The sequence below is a fragment of the Rothia mucilaginosa genome, assembly GCF_001548235.1.
Classification (GTDB): domain Bacteria; phylum Actinomycetota; class Actinomycetes; order Actinomycetales; family Micrococcaceae; genus Rothia; species Rothia mucilaginosa_B.
In genome coordinates, this window is the sequence record NZ_AP014938.1 from 1,448,686 (window position 1) to 1,463,504 (window position 14,819).

The 14,819-nt window shown below is 61.0% G+C and carries 12 protein-coding genes; 3 read left to right on the forward strand and 9 right to left on the reverse strand.

Going from position 1 to position 14,819, the window contains the following annotated elements; translation table 11 throughout:
• Nucleotides 1-109: 109 nt before the first annotated feature.
• The gene (locus tag RM6536_RS05670; RefSeq protein ID WP_060824387.1) at nt 110-1,537 is read right to left on the reverse strand and encodes an MFS transporter; all 1,428 of its coding nucleotides are present in this window, start codon (nt 1,535-1,537) and stop codon (nt 110-112) included.
• Nucleotides 1,538-1,845: 308 nt separating this feature from the next.
• Between RM6536_RS05670 and RM6536_RS05675 the strand changes: the two genes are divergently transcribed.
• On the forward strand, nt 1,846-2,142 hold the full coding sequence (locus tag RM6536_RS05675; RefSeq protein ID WP_231917938.1) for a PGPGW domain-containing protein: 297 nt from the start codon (nt 1,846-1,848) through the stop codon (nt 2,140-2,142).
• A 126-nt stretch (nt 2,143-2,268) separates the two neighbouring features.
• Here the strand turns inward: RM6536_RS05675 and asd are convergent, their stop codons facing one another.
• The 7 genes from asd to RM6536_RS05710 form a co-directional block, all read right to left on the reverse strand.
• Nucleotides 2,269-3,408, reverse strand: coding sequence for an aspartate-semialdehyde dehydrogenase (gene asd, locus RM6536_RS05680; RefSeq protein ID WP_060824389.1), 1,140 nt, complete (start codon nt 3,406-3,408; stop codon nt 2,269-2,271).
• A 95-nt stretch (nt 3,409-3,503) separates the two neighbouring features.
• Nucleotides 3,504-4,154: a dihydrofolate reductase gene (locus tag RM6536_RS05685; RefSeq protein WP_060824390.1), complete on the reverse strand. Its 651-nt coding sequence runs from the start codon at nt 4,152-4,154 to the stop codon at nt 3,504-3,506.
• 22 nt (nt 4,155-4,176) lie between these two features.
• On the reverse strand, nt 4,177-5,058 hold the full coding sequence (locus RM6536_RS05690) for a thymidylate synthase (protein ID WP_049353805.1): 882 nt from the start codon (nt 5,056-5,058) through the stop codon (nt 4,177-4,179).
• Between the two features lie 153 nt (nt 5,059-5,211).
• Nucleotides 5,212-6,219, reverse strand: coding sequence for an NUDIX hydrolase (locus tag RM6536_RS05695; RefSeq protein ID WP_060824391.1), 1,008 nt, complete (start codon nt 6,217-6,219; stop codon nt 5,212-5,214).
• 250 nt (nt 6,220-6,469) lie between these two features.
• Entirely contained in the window at nt 6,470-8,743 is a 2,274-nt protein-coding gene (locus tag RM6536_RS05700; RefSeq protein ID WP_081094657.1) for an RNA degradosome polyphosphate kinase, read from the reverse strand.
• A 66-nt stretch (nt 8,744-8,809) separates the two neighbouring features.
• On the reverse strand, nt 8,810-9,874 hold the full coding sequence (gene mshD / locus RM6536_RS05705) for a mycothiol synthase (protein ID WP_060824392.1): 1,065 nt from the start codon (nt 9,872-9,874) through the stop codon (nt 8,810-8,812).
• A gap of 179 nt (nt 9,875-10,053) precedes the next feature.
• Nucleotides 10,054-10,731 carry a winged helix-turn-helix transcriptional regulator gene (locus tag RM6536_RS05710; protein WP_081094658.1) on the reverse strand — a complete coding sequence of 226 codons (678 nt, stop codon included), beginning with the start codon at nt 10,729-10,731 and terminating at the stop codon, nt 10,054-10,056.
• A 663-nt stretch (nt 10,732-11,394) separates the two neighbouring features.
• Between RM6536_RS05710 and RM6536_RS05715 the strand changes: the two genes are divergently transcribed.
• Both RM6536_RS05715 and RM6536_RS05720 read left to right on the forward strand, forming a co-directional pair.
• Complete coding sequence (locus RM6536_RS05715; RefSeq protein WP_060824393.1) at nt 11,395-12,084, forward strand: FABP family protein; 690 nt, start codon at nt 11,395-11,397, stop codon at nt 12,082-12,084.
• A gap of 65 nt (nt 12,085-12,149) precedes the next feature.
• Nucleotides 12,150-13,385, forward strand: coding sequence for a YgfZ/GcvT domain-containing protein (locus tag RM6536_RS05720; RefSeq protein WP_060824394.1), 1,236 nt, complete (start codon nt 12,150-12,152; stop codon nt 13,383-13,385).
• A gap of 119 nt (nt 13,386-13,504) precedes the next feature.
• Here the strand turns inward: RM6536_RS05720 and RM6536_RS05725 are convergent, their stop codons facing one another.
• Complete coding sequence (locus tag RM6536_RS05725; RefSeq protein ID WP_049347329.1) at nt 13,505-14,536, reverse strand: 6-phosphofructokinase; 1,032 nt, start codon at nt 14,534-14,536, stop codon at nt 13,505-13,507.
• Nucleotides 14,537-14,819 lie beyond the last annotated feature (283 nt).

The window sequence follows — 14,819 nt, forward strand, 5'->3', positions numbered from 1 at the left end:
AGGTTGTGGTGCATGGTTAGAGGGCTTAAATGACAAATGAGCTGTCCCTCCTGGTTGCTCAGAAAGAGTGTTCAGAAGGGACAGCTCATTGTGTAGGGTGGGCGGCTCGTTAGAGGGATTCGCCGCGGCGTTCAGGCAACAGGAACACGGTGGTTGCCGCTACCAGGAACGCGGTGGAGAAGAGCGTAAAGAGCAACGGGGTTCCACCGAATGCGACCAGCGGCGGCACAATGAGCGGTGCCGCGATGGAGGCGATACGACCGATACCGGCGGCGGCACCGGTGCCGGTTCCGCGCAGGTGGGTCGGGAAGATCTCCGGGCTCAGGGCGTAGAGAGCACCCCACGCGCCGAGGTTGAAGAAGGAGAGCATGCAGCCAGCGAGGATGATGAACACCTCGGCGTGCGCCATACCGTAGCCGGCAGCCGCCAGTGCAGAGCCGAGCAGGAAGGTCGCCAGAGTTGCGCGTCGACCCCACTTTTCGATGAGGTAGGCGGCGACCGCGTAGCCGGGCAGCTGGGCGAGGGTCATGATGAGCGTGAACGCGAAGGACTTCACGAGGCTGAAGCCCTGGGCGTTCAGCAGCGCCGGAATCCAGATGAACGCGCCGTAGTAGGAGAGGTTAATGCAGAACCAGATGACGCACAGGGCGATGGTCTTGCGGCGCTGACCGGCAGCCCAGATCGAGTGGATCTTCGCGGATTCTGCGTTGTCGGTGCTTTCTGCCGCGCCGTGTGCGGAAGCGTCTTCGGTCTGCTTCTTGTTGGTTCGGGAGAAGAGCGCGGGGGATGCCTCGAAACGTTCAACAATCTGGCGAGCCTGATCGTGCTTGCCGACCGACTCCAGGAAGCGCACCGACTCCGGGGTTCCCATACGGATCACGAGCGAGTAGATGGCGGGAATCAGACCGATGGCAAGCGCCCAGCGCCAGCCGTTCGCCTGCGGAACGATGAAGGTACCGATGAGAGCGGCGAGAATCCAGCCCAGAGCCCAGAAAGCCTCCAGGGCGACCACGACGCGGCCGCGAATAGCGCGCGGTGAGAACTCAGAAATCAGGGTGGATGCCACGGGAAGTTCCGCGCCCAGGCCCAGACCGACCAGGAAACGGAAGACGAGCAGCACTCCCAGGGAGGTTGCCAGGGCGGAGGCGCCGGTCGCCAGACCGTACACCAGCAGGGTGAGGGCGAAGATGTAGCGGCGGCCGAGCTTATCGGCGAGTAGACCGCCGAAGGTTGCGCCGAGCGCCATGCCTACGAATCCGATGGATCCGAGCCAGGAGGCTTCGGTGGGGCTGAGCTGCCATTCCTTGATGAGCGCCGCCATGACGAAGGAGATGAGGCCGACGTCCATGGCGTCCAGCGCCCAGCCGAGACCCGAGATGCCCAGGAGCTTGCCGTGGGCGCGGGTGAAGGGCAGGTTTTCGAGGCGTTCGTTGAGAGTCGATGCGGCGTTGCGTTCAGTAGCGGGCGCAGAGGCGCCAGCGGGTGCAGCAGCGTTGGTGCGGGGTGAGCCCGTTGATACGGGACGTGAGGAGGACACGGTGGTGGGTCGCTTCCTTAGTGTTTAGGCATGATGCCGGGCGAATTGTTCCCTTACAGTGTATAAAGGTACTTTCGACTTGAACACTATTGAAACGAAAAAATTTTGAAGATGACGGAAAAATCTCAACATGAAGAAATCTTTCACAGCCGCCATTCAGCAGTGAATGCTATTCTCTAACCACCGCCGCCCGGTGAAACTCACCTACGGCACGTTTGGAAGGACCACCCCTGAAAACCATTGAAGATGAAGTCAAAGAAAGCGAGACCAGCCGCTTTCACCGCTGGCTCGAAGCCCGCAAGGAGCGCATGCACGCGCATCCGGTCATGCGTCATCTCTACAAGCCCCTCGTCATCGGCGTGGGCGCCTTCTGCTTTATCGCCGGGCTGATTATGCTCGTCACCCCCGGCCCCGGCTGGCTGTTCATCTTTATCGGCCTGGGCATTTGGGGTACCGAATTCACCTGGGCACGCCGCGCCAATATTTTCATGAAGCACGTGGTGCTCACCGCCTGGTACCGCTACCGCGCCTGGCGACAGCAGCGTAAGCAACGCAAAGCCGCGCGCAAGGCAGAACGTAAGGCTGCCGCCGCAAACCAGCGCTAACCCGGATTTCACCAACCTAGCTTGCGCTAACCCTGTCCGCGCAAGCTATGCGCAGACACAAAAAGCCCTCGCTCCCATCCGATAAGAATGGTAGCGAGGGCTTTTGTTATAGCTTGTCAGTGAGCTTTAGAGCTTGCCAATAGCAATCTGCAGCATGCGGCGAATCGGCTCAGCAGCACCCCAGAGCAGCTGGTCACCCACGGTGAACGCGCTAATGTACTCGGGGCCCATCGCGAGCTTACGCACGCGACCAACCGGAATCTCCAGAGAGCCGGAAGCAGCCACGGGGGTCAGCTGCTCCATGGAAGCCTCACGCTCGTTCGGCACGAAGCGAACCCAGGGGTTGTCCTCGGCGATGATGCGCTCAATCTCCTCGAGCGGCAGGTCCTTCTTGAGCTTGATGGTCAGCGCCTGAGAGTGCGAGCGCATCGCAGCGATACGGACGCACAGACCGTCCATGGTGATCTTCTCGTCCTCGGAGCGGCCCAGGATCTTGTTGGTCTCGACCTCAGCCTTCCACTCCTCGCGGGACTGGCCGTTACCCAGGTCAGAGTCAATCCAGGGAATCAGGGAGCCGGAGAGCGGCACACCGAACTGGGTGGAATCCAGCTCACCGGAACGCTGCTTCGCGAGAACCTTGCGGTCGATGTCCAGAATTGCGGATGCGGGGTCGTTCAGCTCCTCGGAGACCTCGTTGCCCAGGTCGCGGAACTGCGCGAGCACCTCGCGCATATGGCGGGCACCGCCGCCGGACGCTGCCTGGTAAGTCATGGAGGTTGCCCACTCGACCAGGTCGTTCTTGAAGAGACCGCCCAGACCCATCAGCAGGCAGGAGACGGTGCAGTTACCGCCGACGAAGTCCTTCACACCGGATGCCAGGCCGCGGTCGATGACGTCGCGGTTGATGGGGTCCAGCACGATGATGGAGTCATCGTTCATGCGCAGGGTGGAAGCTGCGTCAATCCACAGGCCGTCCCAGCCAGCCGCACGCAGCTTCGGGTGCACAGCCTCGGTGTAGCCACCGCCCTGAGCGGTCACAATAATCGAGTGCTTACGCAGCTCGTCAATGTCGTATGCGTCCTTCAGCTCGGACGGCTCAATCACGCCGTCGAAGGTGGGCGCTGCGCCACCAACATTAGAGGTAGTGAAGAAGACGGGGGTAATGCCCTCGAAGTCGCCTTCCTCAACCATGCGCTTCATGAGGACGGAGCCCACCATGCCGCGCCAGCCAACAAAACCTACAGAGTCACCGGGATTAAAGTTCATGGTTCCCAGTGTACTCTCAGGTTGGCGGGTGCGGACTAACACCGTACAAAAAATTTGATATTCGGAACGGCCCGGTACCGGCACGTGTGTGAGAGCTACAGACGCTCGAGCCGCTGGAACGAGAAGTACATGGGGTTCTTCGTGCCTGACTCATCGAGCAGGTAGCCCTTCTCGCTCTTCTCCCAGGCACTCTCGGAGGTGACCCGCCAGTACCCGTTCGGGGAGCTGCCCTCGCAGTTACCCGCAGAATCTGCAAGCTGCAGTTCGGGCGCTCGCGTATCGCCGGTGATTTCGTTGCCTTCCTGGCAGTAGAAGAGGGTACGCTCCACCGTCTCTACCCGACCAAAGGAGGGCAGGTCGGTGCGGGAGAGCGCCTCCGCATACACGGAGCCGCCGCCAATAATCCAAGCATCAACTGCGGCGGTATCTGCGGGGATATCTTCGACCGCTGCACCCGCGGCGTCACGCGCCGCGTACAGCGCCGCATCCAGCGAGGGAACCCACAGCGCGCCATCGTGTTCTTGCGCCTCGGTGACCGAACGGCTAATCACAATATTCGTACGGCCCGGTAGCGGGCGAAAACGCGGCGGGAACGACTCCCAGGTGCGGCGACCCATAATCACCGGAGCACCCAGCGTCGCCTTCTTGAAGTGCGCCAAATCCTCCGGAGCGTACCAGGGCATATCCCCGTTACGACCGATGATGCCGGCATCAGTTTGAGCCCAAATAGCGCCCAGACGATACATTATGCCTCCTTACAACCTGCAGCTAGACCGCAATCGGCGCGGCAATACCGGGGTGGTGTTTATAATCCACCAGCTCAAAGTCTTCATACTCGTAATCGAAAATAGAAGGCTTCTTGGTCTTAATAACCAGCTTCGGGTAGGGGTACGGTTCGCGCGGCGGGTAGGGGTTACCCTCCGGGTCGGTGCCGTAGCCCAGCTGCTTTTTCACCTGCTCCAGGTGGTTCGAGTAGATGTGGCAGTCGCCGCCGGTCCACACGAACTCGCCCGGCTCCATGCCCACCTCCTGCGCAATCAGGTAGGTCAGCAGAGCGTACGAAGCGATGTTGAAGGGCACGCCCAGGAACATGTCCGCGCTACGCTGGTACAGCTGGCAGGACAGCTCCTTCACACCGTCCTGGCGCTCATGTACATAGAACTGGAAGAGCGCGTGGCAGGGCGGAAGCGCCATGTTATCCACCTCGGCCGGGTTCCACGCCGAAACAATGTGGCGGCGCGAGCTCGGGTTGTTCTTCAACGAATCGATAACCTTCGCAATCTGGTCAATCGTGCCACCGTCGGGGGTCGGCCACGAACGCCACTGCACGCCGTACACCGGGCCCAAATCGCCGTTCTCATCAGCCCACTCATCCCAAATGGTCACGCCGCGCTCCTGCAACCAGCGCACATTCGAAGAACCGCGCAAGAACCACAGCAACTCAATGGCAACGGACTTAAAATGCACGCGCTTGGTAGTAATCAGCGGGAACGACTCACGCAGGTCAAAACGCATCTGACGACCAAACACACCGAAGGTGCCGGTGCCGGTACGGTCGGAACGCTGCGCATCCGCCGCGATGGCGTCCTTGTTCTCCTCGAGGATTTCGCGCAGAAGATCTTCGTAAGGGGTGGGGATTGCGTGAGTCATAAGAAAAACCTTGAATCCTGTCAGTAGACGTGAGAGACGGCAAAGAATCAACCGCCCCTCTATTGTAAAACCCTCGAACGGGCGCAGGTAGAGCAAACGCGCTGAGCATAAAGCCCAGCGCGCTCGCCGTTAGAAGATCAAAGTATATGGGTGCTAGTCCAGAGCCGCGCGTACTCGCTCCACCGAGACAATACGCGGGTTATCGCCCTCAGTCACCTGCAGAACCAGGGCATCGCCAGGCTCCAGGTACGGGTCCTCGGTCGGAAGAACCTCCGCGGAATCCTCAAACAGGTACTCACGCAGAACATCCATCACCCGGGGCAGCACCGGGCGGTGAGTGCACAGCAACGAGGAAGAATCCTTATCGAACAGCGAGGCCACGGTGCGGGCAACACGCGCCGGGTGACGCTGAGCGCCAGCCTCAGACAGGGACTTCTTCTCCTTCACCGACACACCATAATCCACCGAGTACGGGGTCACAGTCTGAACGCAACGCAACCACGGGGAAGAAATAATACGGCTCGGAGCCCACGCCGCAAAGAGACGGCTAGAAGCCAGCGCCTGACGCTTGCCGGTCGCCGCGAGCGGACGGTCATCCTCAGCAGCAGCCCAGTTCGAACGCGGCTTAGCCTTCGCGTGGCGGGCAATCAGAATCGGGCGGGTGCGCAGCGCATCCGCCTCCGCCAGAGCCTCCAGAGATTCCAGAGGCGCCAGGTCATCCTGATTGGTCAGCAGCGCGCGAGCCGCGTCAGTGGTTACCCAGCGCAGCTCATCCACTTCACCCTCATCAGCCAGGGCGCGGGCACCATCGGGCAGCTCGGCAGCCCAGTAGAAAACATCCTTCGGGCGGCCCCCCACCGGGTAGGACGTCACCGCCAGGGGCACGCCCAAAACAACCTGCAGGCCGACCTCTTCGCGAATCTCGCGAATAGCGGTCTCCGCCAGGGACTCGCCCGGATCCTGCTTGCCCTTAGGCCAGGACCAGTCATCGTAGCGGGGGCGGTGAATAATCAGAACCTCAAGCGCACCATCGCGCATGCGCCAAATCAGTGCGCCAGAAGCAACAATATCCGCAGTGTTTGTGGGGGCGCGGTCAATGCTGTTGACCGCATCAAAACGTCGTGCCGAGTAGTAGATGGAGGGGGAATCCAGCGGTGCCATATCTCTCTCTGATCCTCTTCGCTAGGCTGCGCACAATGCCAACGGGCACCATGCTCCGCGTCTAATTGTAGGGGAGAGAAGCGTCAAGTTGTAATCTCAACGTAACCTGTTGTTCACTTTTGCGCTAAGTGCACTAGCCCACCGCACGTTTTTGCACGACACGCGGAAAACCCCGCCTGCCCCACGCCATAAAGCGCGGAAACAGACGGGGTCCACCACCAGAAATCACCGGCAGGTCAGCGGCAAATCCTTAGACCTTATCCACCACGTTCTTACGAGAACGCGAGCTCAGGTAGTACGACTGCACATCCTGCAGGGGGTTGCCCTGATCATCGGTGTCGTGGCGGGTCCAGTTACCCTCAGAATCCAGGTGCCAAGTACGCGAAGAATCACTCATGTAGATGGTGAACATGTCACGCAGGTACTTCACGTGGCGCGGATCCTTCACCGGTACCAGAGCCTCAATGCGGCGGTCCAGGTTACGGTGCATCATATCGGCAGAGCCAATGTAGACAATCGGATCGCCACCGTTCTCAAACGCAAACACGCGCGAGTGCTCCAAGAAGCGGCCCAGCACCGAACGGACGCGAATATTCTCGCTCAGACCCTTAACGCCCGGCCGCAGCGCGCAAATACCGCGAACCACCACATCCACCGGCACACCAGCCTGCGAAGCACGGTACAGCGAATCAATGATGGCCTCATCCACCATGGAGTTGCACTTAATCTGAATCTTCGCCGGACGGCCCGCCTTGTGGTTCTCAATCTCCTGATCGATGCACTCAATCAGGCCGCTACGCAGAGTACGCGGCGCCACCAGCAGCGACTGGTAGTTGGTCTTCGGCGCGTAACCGGACAGCTGGTTGAACAGGCGGGAGACATCCTCACAGATCTGCTCATCACAGGTGATAATGCCCAAATCCTCGTAGAAACGAGCGGTCGACGGGTGGTAGTTACCGGTACCAATGTGCGCGTAACGACGCAGGTGGTTACCCTCGCGGCGCACCACCAGAGACAGCTTGCAGTGAGTCTTCAAACCCACGATGCCGTACACCACGTGCACGCCCGCGCGCTCCAGCTTACGAGCCCAGGAGATGTTGGCTTCCTCATCAAAGCGAGCCTTAATCTCGACCAGCGCCACAACCTGCTTGCCAGCCTCCGCCGCCTCAATCAGCGCATCCACGATGGGGGAGTCGCCACTGGTGCGGTACAGGGTCTGCTTAATCGCCTGAACACGCGGGTCGGCGGCAGCCTGAGCCAGGAACGCCTGCACACTGGTCGCGAAGGAATCGTACGGGTGGTGCAGTAGCACGTCGTGGTCGCGGGCGGCAGCGAACACGTCCGCAGCCTTCGCAGTCTCGGTGGCGTTGAGCCAACGAGAAGTGTGCGCAATGTGCTTGGGGTAGTGCAGCGCCGGGCGGTTCGCACGAACAATCGCGCTCATACCGCGCAGATCCAGCGGAGCCGGCAGACGGTACACCTCAGACTCGTTGATGTTCAGCTCAGAAATCAGCAGATCCAGGATGGTCGGGTTGATGGTGTCCTCAACCTCCAGGCGGACGGGCGGACCGAAACGACGGCGCAGAAGCTCCTTCTCCAGAGCCTTCAGCAGGTTCTCGGCGTCGTCTTCTTCCACCTCAAGATCCTCGTTACGAGTCACGCGGAAGACGTGGTGCTCCACAACTTCCATGCCCGGGAAGAGGGTATCCAGGTGCTCAGCAATGATGTCTTCGAGCGCAATGTAGCGGCTCTCGCGGCCCGCAGTGTTGGCGGCACGCGAACCATCCACAGAGACCATACGGTCCAGCTGATCGGGCACCTTCACGCGAGCGAACAGCTCCTTGCCGGTCTGAGGGTTACGCACCAGTACCGCAAGGTTCAACGACAGACCCGAAATGTACGGGAAGGGGTGCGCCGGGTCAACCGCCAGCGGAGTCAGAATCGGGAAGATGTCCTGCATGAACTCCTGACGCAGACGCTGCTTAGCGTCCGTATCCAGGTCGTTCCAACCCACGATACGGATGTTCTGCTCCTCCAGAGCCGGTAGCACCTGGTTGTGGAACACATCAGCGTGACGAGCCTGCAGCTGGTGAGCGCGTTCAGCGATCTCTTCCATCTGCTCCTCGGGGCTCAGACCGGCAGCCGAAGGAACCGCCAGACCGGTCGCAATGCGACGCTTCAGACCCGCCACACGCACCATGAAAAACTCGTCCAGGTTAGAGGCCACAATCGCCAGGAAGTTCAGACGCTCCAGCAGGAACAGGTTCGGGTCCTCCGCGAGCTCCAGCACGCGGGTGTTGAAGTCCAGCCAGCTGCTCTCACGGTCAAAGAAACGCTCCGGACCGAACTCCTCTTCAAGGCTGAAGTAGGAGCGCTTTTCGCCCTTCTCAATGCGGTCACCGCGAGATTCGGCGCGCTCAATCTTCGAAATATCGTGGCCAATGTGAATGACACCGGTCATGGGCGCAGGCTCAGACGGCTTGGGCTTAGGCGCCTTATTCAGGCCATTGGGGGCGGGTACCATACTGTACTTGCCTTTCTGATCGGGGATAAGTCGTGAAGAAGCACGCCGGAGACGGCGCACAGAAAACTAGGCGGCAGGCTCATCCTGCTGCGCGGGAGCGTACATGCGGTCAACCGTCGCCACGCCAAAGCCCAGGGACGTGTAGAGGGCGTAGGCAGCGTCATTATCTGCGTCCACGTACAGGTCGATGGCGCGCAGCGGCTCACCGTTCTCATCCTCAGCGCATGCAAGGTACGCCAGCGCGCGCAGGGTAAGGGTGCGACCCAGGCCGCCTCCCTGAGCCTGCGGGTTCACACCCACCACATAAATCTCGCCGGAGGGGGACAGCTCGCCCTGCTCCTGACCGGTCGGGATCTTCGTCCAAGTGAACGCCGCCATGGCGGAGTCATCATCCACCTCGGAGGCGATGAAGAAACCCTCGGGACGGAACCAGGGGGAGCCGGTGCGCTCGCGCAAATCAGCAAGGGTGAGCTTGCCCTGCTCCGGGTGGTGCGCAAAAGCGGCGGCGTTCACGCGCAGCCAGGGGAATTCGTCCGCGCCGGTGAAGGTGCGCATCCGCAGGTTTTCCGGCAGGGTGCGCGCATCGGAGCGTTCCACGAGCTCTTCGCGGGTCTGCGCATCCAGGGGCAGAATCATCTTGTACAGCACGCGTACCGGCTCAAAACCGTGCAGGGTCGCGAACGCGTGGGCGGGGCTTTCAATGCCGGTGTCGGTGGCGCTGCCGTGAACCCACAGGCGGTATCGTACGGCGTCTTCACCCAGCTGACGGACGGCGTAGTCGAAGAATGCGCTGCCTGCGCCTCGTCCGCGGTATTCGGGGGCGACGGCTGCCTCAATCACGCCGGTATCTTCGTCGTTGGCGGGGGTGAGCGCCACGAACACGGCGGCGAGGGTGCCGTTATCCTCGGCGACAAAGAAACGCGGAGGGGTCAGGGTGCTTTCACGCAATGCCTTGCTCAGCTCGATGCGGGTCTGCTCAGAGAACGCCGAGACGCCGTCATGGCGGGCAACCTTCTGAGCGAAGGAATCGAAGCGTTCCAGCAGCTCTTCGGTGAGCTGCGGTTCCGCGTAAACAAGGAAGCTTTCAGCGGGCAGGGTGGAGGAATCGGGTGTCTGGTTGTGTACCATCATCGCCTTCTTTCGTAGCCTTCTGATTCAACTCTACCGGGGATAGTTGCTCTTTGGAGAGTTTGTTCTCCGTCCTGGGCGAATATGACAAGAACCGGAACATTTACGCATTCTGGTACTCGGCTCATCGGCGAGGCTACTTGAGAACGGGCACACCAAAACAGCGGTTGGTGCCGCAAAATTTAGCGGGTGCTGTTGAAGGAATAGCCCACGTTACGCACGGTCGAAATCATCTGCTCGTATTCGGTGCCGAGCTTGGAACGCAGACGACGCACGTGCACGTCCACGGTGCGGGTGCCGCCGTAATAGGAGTCGTAACCCCACACCTCGGAGAGCAGCTGGGCGCGGGAGAAGACGCGTCCGGGGTGCTGAGCCATGAACTTGAGCAGTTCAAACTCTTTGAAGGTCAGGTTCAGCGCGGTACCGGAAAGATGTGCGGAGTACGCCTGGGTGTCAATCACGAGGTTGCCCGCGCGCACGATGCGCTCTTCGGAGTTCTCTTCTTCTGCACCGGTGTCGCTCTTGATGGCGAGGCGCAGGCGCGCATCCATTTCGGAGGGGGACGCCTGGTCAGAAACAATATCGTCCACCTGCCAGGAGGCGGCAACCGCCGCCATACCGCCTTCGTTCAGGAGCGCGATGAGCGGCAACTGTACGCCGGCGGCGCGCAACAGCTGGGCGCATTGGCGTGCCTGTACGAGTGCGGTGCGGGCGTCGACCATGAGCAGGTCGAAAGCCTCGGATTCGAGTGCGGTGTGGGCGGTGTCGAGGGGAAAAACGTGTACCTTGTGGCTGAGGAGGCTCAGCGAGGGGATTATATCCTGCGCGGCGGTATCGCTCATGAGCGCAATACGGTACACACCCTCTCCTTTCCCGCGTATTTCCCGTGTAAAACTTTTGGGCTCTTTCTAGTGTACTAGCCCGCCTGTGACACAGCGGTGGGAGCCTGCGCAGGCTGGGCGCGAATATCGTATTCCGGACTGCGCATACAGCCTTTTCAGCCGATGACCGCGGGGTTTTGGCATGCTGGCGCGGAACCGGGATTTTGCTCGGCGCTAAGCGGGTTGTGCGCCCGGGAACCGGCTTGGATGTCCACTATGTTTCTGCCGCTGATTCTGCACCCTTTCGGGGTGGGTCTGTGGTAGGTTTAAGGCATGGAAAACAATCTTATGGCTCTTGAAGCTCTCTTCATGTCGCTGATGGCTATTATCTCTGTGTGCATCGGTATCGGTGCATTCGCAGTGTTGCGTGGCCTCTTCAGCGGTCAGAAGTAGTCTTCCCGCACAGAGCAGAAGCATCGCCCACACAGGGCTTTAGGCGGTTGCCTCATACGGTTCGTACCGCCTCGCCAATGACGGCGTGAACCCCCACCCGGTCCCCTCCGGTTGGGGGTTTTCTTTATGCCGCCCACCGCACCGTTCACTTCACTCTGCAGGCGGCGACGCTACCCCGTGCCGTGGACAAACGTGCCGTGGACGAACGAATAGGGCACTGTTTTACCCACGGGTACTAGAATAGAAGGTATGGCTATTGAAATCCCTACCAACCTAACCCCTGAACTTGTTCCCTTCGCATGGCTGCTCGGCACCTGGGAAGGTACCGGAACCATGTGGTACGAAGGCCAGGAAAACACCCCCTTCGGCCAGATTATTACTTTTGAGCAGGACGGTCTGCCCTTCATCGAATACCGCGCTGAGTCTTTCCTGCTCGATGACGAGGGTCAGAAGCTGCGCCCCATCACCGTTGAAACCGGTTTCTGGCAGATTGACCGCCCCCTGACCGACGCCGACGGTGGCTTCGGTATTGTCCCCAAGGATGTTGTACCCGCCTTCCCCGACGCCGAGAGCGTTGAAACCCTGCGCAACGAGGACGACGGCTTCTCCCTGCTGGCGACCATCGCGCACCCCGGCGGCATTAGCGAAAACTACGTGGGCATGGTCAAGGGCCCGGTCATTCGCATGCAGACGGGCAACCTGCTGCGCGACGACATCTCCCACGACTACGCGGGCTCCGTGCGCCTGTGGGGCCTGGTCAACGGTAACCTCATGTGGGACTGGGAGGTTGCGGACGCCGAGGGTAAGCTGCACAAGCACGCTTCCGCTGAGCTGCGTAAGACCTCGTCGATGACCGGTGATTCCCTGGGCACCTCGATGTTCGGTTCTCTGGATGGCGAAGAGCCCACTGGCGAGCCTGGCTCCGAGCCCACCGCCTAATAACTAACGTGTGTCTGCCCCGCTGGTCGGCGGGGCAGACACTTTGTGTGAAAGGTGCACCTTCCGTGACTGAATCTTCGCTTGAAGCGCCTCAGGCTGAGGTACCCCAGCCCGATGCTACCCGCCCGGCGAGCCCCCTGCTGAGCCTGCACGGCGCTTTTGCCGCCTCCGGGCTGGATGCGGGCGTCGCCGCGCACTACGGCAACCCCATGCTGGAGCAGCGCGCCCTCAGCTTTGACCGCTCCGCCGATGCAGGCGAGCCGCTGGTGCTGGTGGACCGCTCCTCCCTGGGCGTGGTGCGTGTTGAGGGGCCGGACCGCCAGAATTGGCTGACCTCCATCGCCTCGCAGATTCTGACCGGCATGACCGCCGGGGAGAGCCGCGAGTTCCTGTTGCTTTCCCCTCAGGGCCGCGTGGAGTACGCACCCGCCGCTATCGAGGACGGCGAGGCACTCTGGCTGATTGTGGAAGGCGACCAGGCTCAGCCCCTGACCGATTACCTGAACCGCATGAAATTCATGATGCGCGTTGAGGTACAGAACCTCAGCGACGAATACGCCGTGCTGGAGAGCACCCGCAACCCGATCCTGCAGGACGGTTCGGTGCATCCGGCGCTCGCTGAGGCTCAGCCGCTGGTCTGGGAGGATCCTTGGCACACTCCGGCACCGGGTAGCTACCGTTACGATGAGGCGGGCGATCATCACCCGGGTGCGGACTACAAGCGTTTCTTGAGCATTGTGCCGCGCTCTGTTCTGCCCTCCCTGGCTGACTCCGAGGACGTTCGCTGGGCAGGTCTGTGGGCTGCGGAGGCTCTGCGTATTGAGGCGTGGCGCCCGCGCTACGGCACCGAGGCTGACGATAAGACCATCCCTCAGGAGCTGGATTACACCCGTACCGCGGTGCATTTCGATAAGGGCTGCTACAAGGGCCAGGAGACGGTGGCTCGCGTGCATAACCTGGGTCGTCCCCCGCGCCGTCTGGTGTTCTTGGATATTGACGGTTCGGAGCACACCCTGCCGGCGGCAGGTAGTGAACTGTTTGTGGAGGGCAAGTCCCGCCCGGTCGGTCGCATTACCTCTGTGGCGTTGCATTATGAGGCAGGCCCGATTGCATTGGCTGTGATCAAGCGCGGCGTTGACCCGCAGGCGCCTTTGCGTGCGGTCGATGGCGGTGACTTCCTGCCCGATGGATCGCCAGCGCCGGCGACCGAGTACGCGGTGGCTCAGACGACGGTGGTTTCGCCGGAATCCGGTGAGGTGGCGCGTCGTTCTTTGGCGGGTCAGGACTTCTTGAAGCGCTAGGGCATTCCCACCATAAGCTACCACCCCAAACTAGAACCGCGGAGACGGGCACCCGTTACGAGTGCCCGCCTCCGAGGTTTTAGTCTGTGCGCCTAGCTCATGTGCTGAGGCTGTGGGGTTTAGCGGCCGAAGAGGACGGCTGCTTCTTCCCAGCGTTCCTGAGGTACGGACTTCAGGCCGTCCAGTGCCTCTTCGAGGGGTACGTACTTGATTTCGGTGCCCTGAACGGAGACCATCTTGCCCCACTGCTTCTGGGCGACCATGTCGACTGCGCCCATGCCCAGGCGGGTTGCGAGCACGCGGTCGTAGCCGGTGGGCGCGCCACCGCGCTGGATGTGGCCCAGGATGGTGTTGCGGGTTTCGACGCCGGTCATCTTCTCGATTTCGTGGGTGATGTACTCGCCAATACCACCGAGGCGGGGGCGACCGTCCTTCTCGGTACCCTTGTTTGCCATGACGTCGTCGAAGCCTTCGGGGATAAAGCCTTCAGCAACAACAACCAGGGGAGAGCGGCCGCGGTCGTGTACTTCCTTGACCCATTCAGCGACCTGTTCCATGGAGACCTTGACCTCGGGGATCAGGATGGCGTGTGCGCCTGCTGCCATGCCGGAGTGCAGAGCGATCCAGCCGACGTGGCGGCCCATGACCTCGGCGACCATGCAGCGGTGGTGAGATTCACCAGTGGTGCGGATGCGGTCCATGGCCTCGGTTGCGATGGACACTGCGGTGTCGAAGCCGAAGGTGTAGTCGGTTGCGCGCAGGTCGTTGTCAATGGTCTTGGGGACACCGATGACGGGCAGGCCTGCGTCTGCCAGACGCTTTGCGCCTGCGAGGGTGCCTTCACCGCCGATAGCGACGATTGCGTCGATGCCGTGGCGTTCCATCATGATTTCGATGTTTTCGGGGCCACCGTTGGGGCCGTCGAAGGGGTTGGTGCGGGAGGTACCGATGATGGTACCGCCCTGGGATGCCAGGCCGCGGACCTTCTGGCGGGGCAGGTCCATGTAGTCACCTTCGACGACGCCGCGCCAGCCATCGCGGAAGCCGACGAACTCGTAGCCGTACTTCTTGACGCCGTTGAGGACAGCGCCGCGGATGACAGCGTTCAGGCCGGGGCAGTCGCCGCCGGAAGTAAGCAGACCGATCTTCATGGTTGGCTCCTAATGTCTGCGCGTTTTAGGTGTTGTGCGCGCGTGTATATAACTATGACCTCCACAAATTCGGCGCGCGGATGTGCGCCGGACGGGAGGTCGTTCTCTTGGTCTCTATTTTAGCGATGTTTGGGTTGTGTGGGTAGTGGTGGAAAGCCGTGGGAACGCCCGTTTTGGTGCTGAAAAGTTCAGGTTTTTGGCACCTGTATGTTTGGGTTTGAAACACAAATAGCCGCCGCTTCCCACCTATGGCACCGAAGAGGCGAATGAGGCTTCCTCACAT

Bases quoted from the DNA above. Each gene is read 5' to 3' on its own strand.
- RM6536_RS05685 (WP_060824390.1), bottom strand. From the start codon at position 4,154: ATGTATCGTCTGGGCGCTATTTGGGCTCAAACTGATGCCGGCATCATC.
- mshD (WP_060824392.1), bottom strand. From the start codon at position 9,874: ATGATGGTACACAACCAGACACCCGATTCCTCCACCCTGCCCGCTGAA.
- RM6536_RS05675 (WP_231917938.1), top strand. From the start codon at position 1,846: ATGCACGCGCATCCGGTCATGCGTCATCTCTACAAGCCCCTCGTCATC.
- RM6536_RS05725 (WP_049347329.1), bottom strand. From the start codon at position 14,536: ATGAAGATCGGTCTGCTTACTTCCGGCGGCGACTGCCCCGGCCTGAAC.
- RM6536_RS05700 (WP_081094657.1), bottom strand. From the start codon at position 8,743: ATGGTACCCGCCCCCAATGGCCTGAATAAGGCGCCTAAGCCCAAGCCG.
- RM6536_RS05715 (WP_060824393.1), top strand. From the start codon at position 11,395: ATGGCTATTGAAATCCCTACCAACCTAACCCCTGAACTTGTTCCCTTC.
- asd (WP_060824389.1), bottom strand. From the start codon at position 3,408: ATGAACTTTAATCCCGGTGACTCTGTAGGTTTTGTTGGCTGGCGCGGC.
- RM6536_RS05690 (WP_049353805.1), bottom strand. From the start codon at position 5,058: ATGACTCACGCAATCCCCACCCCTTACGAAGATCTTCTGCGCGAAATC.
- RM6536_RS05695 (WP_060824391.1), bottom strand. From the start codon at position 6,219: ATGGCACCGCTGGATTCCCCCTCCATCTACTACTCGGCACGACGTTTT.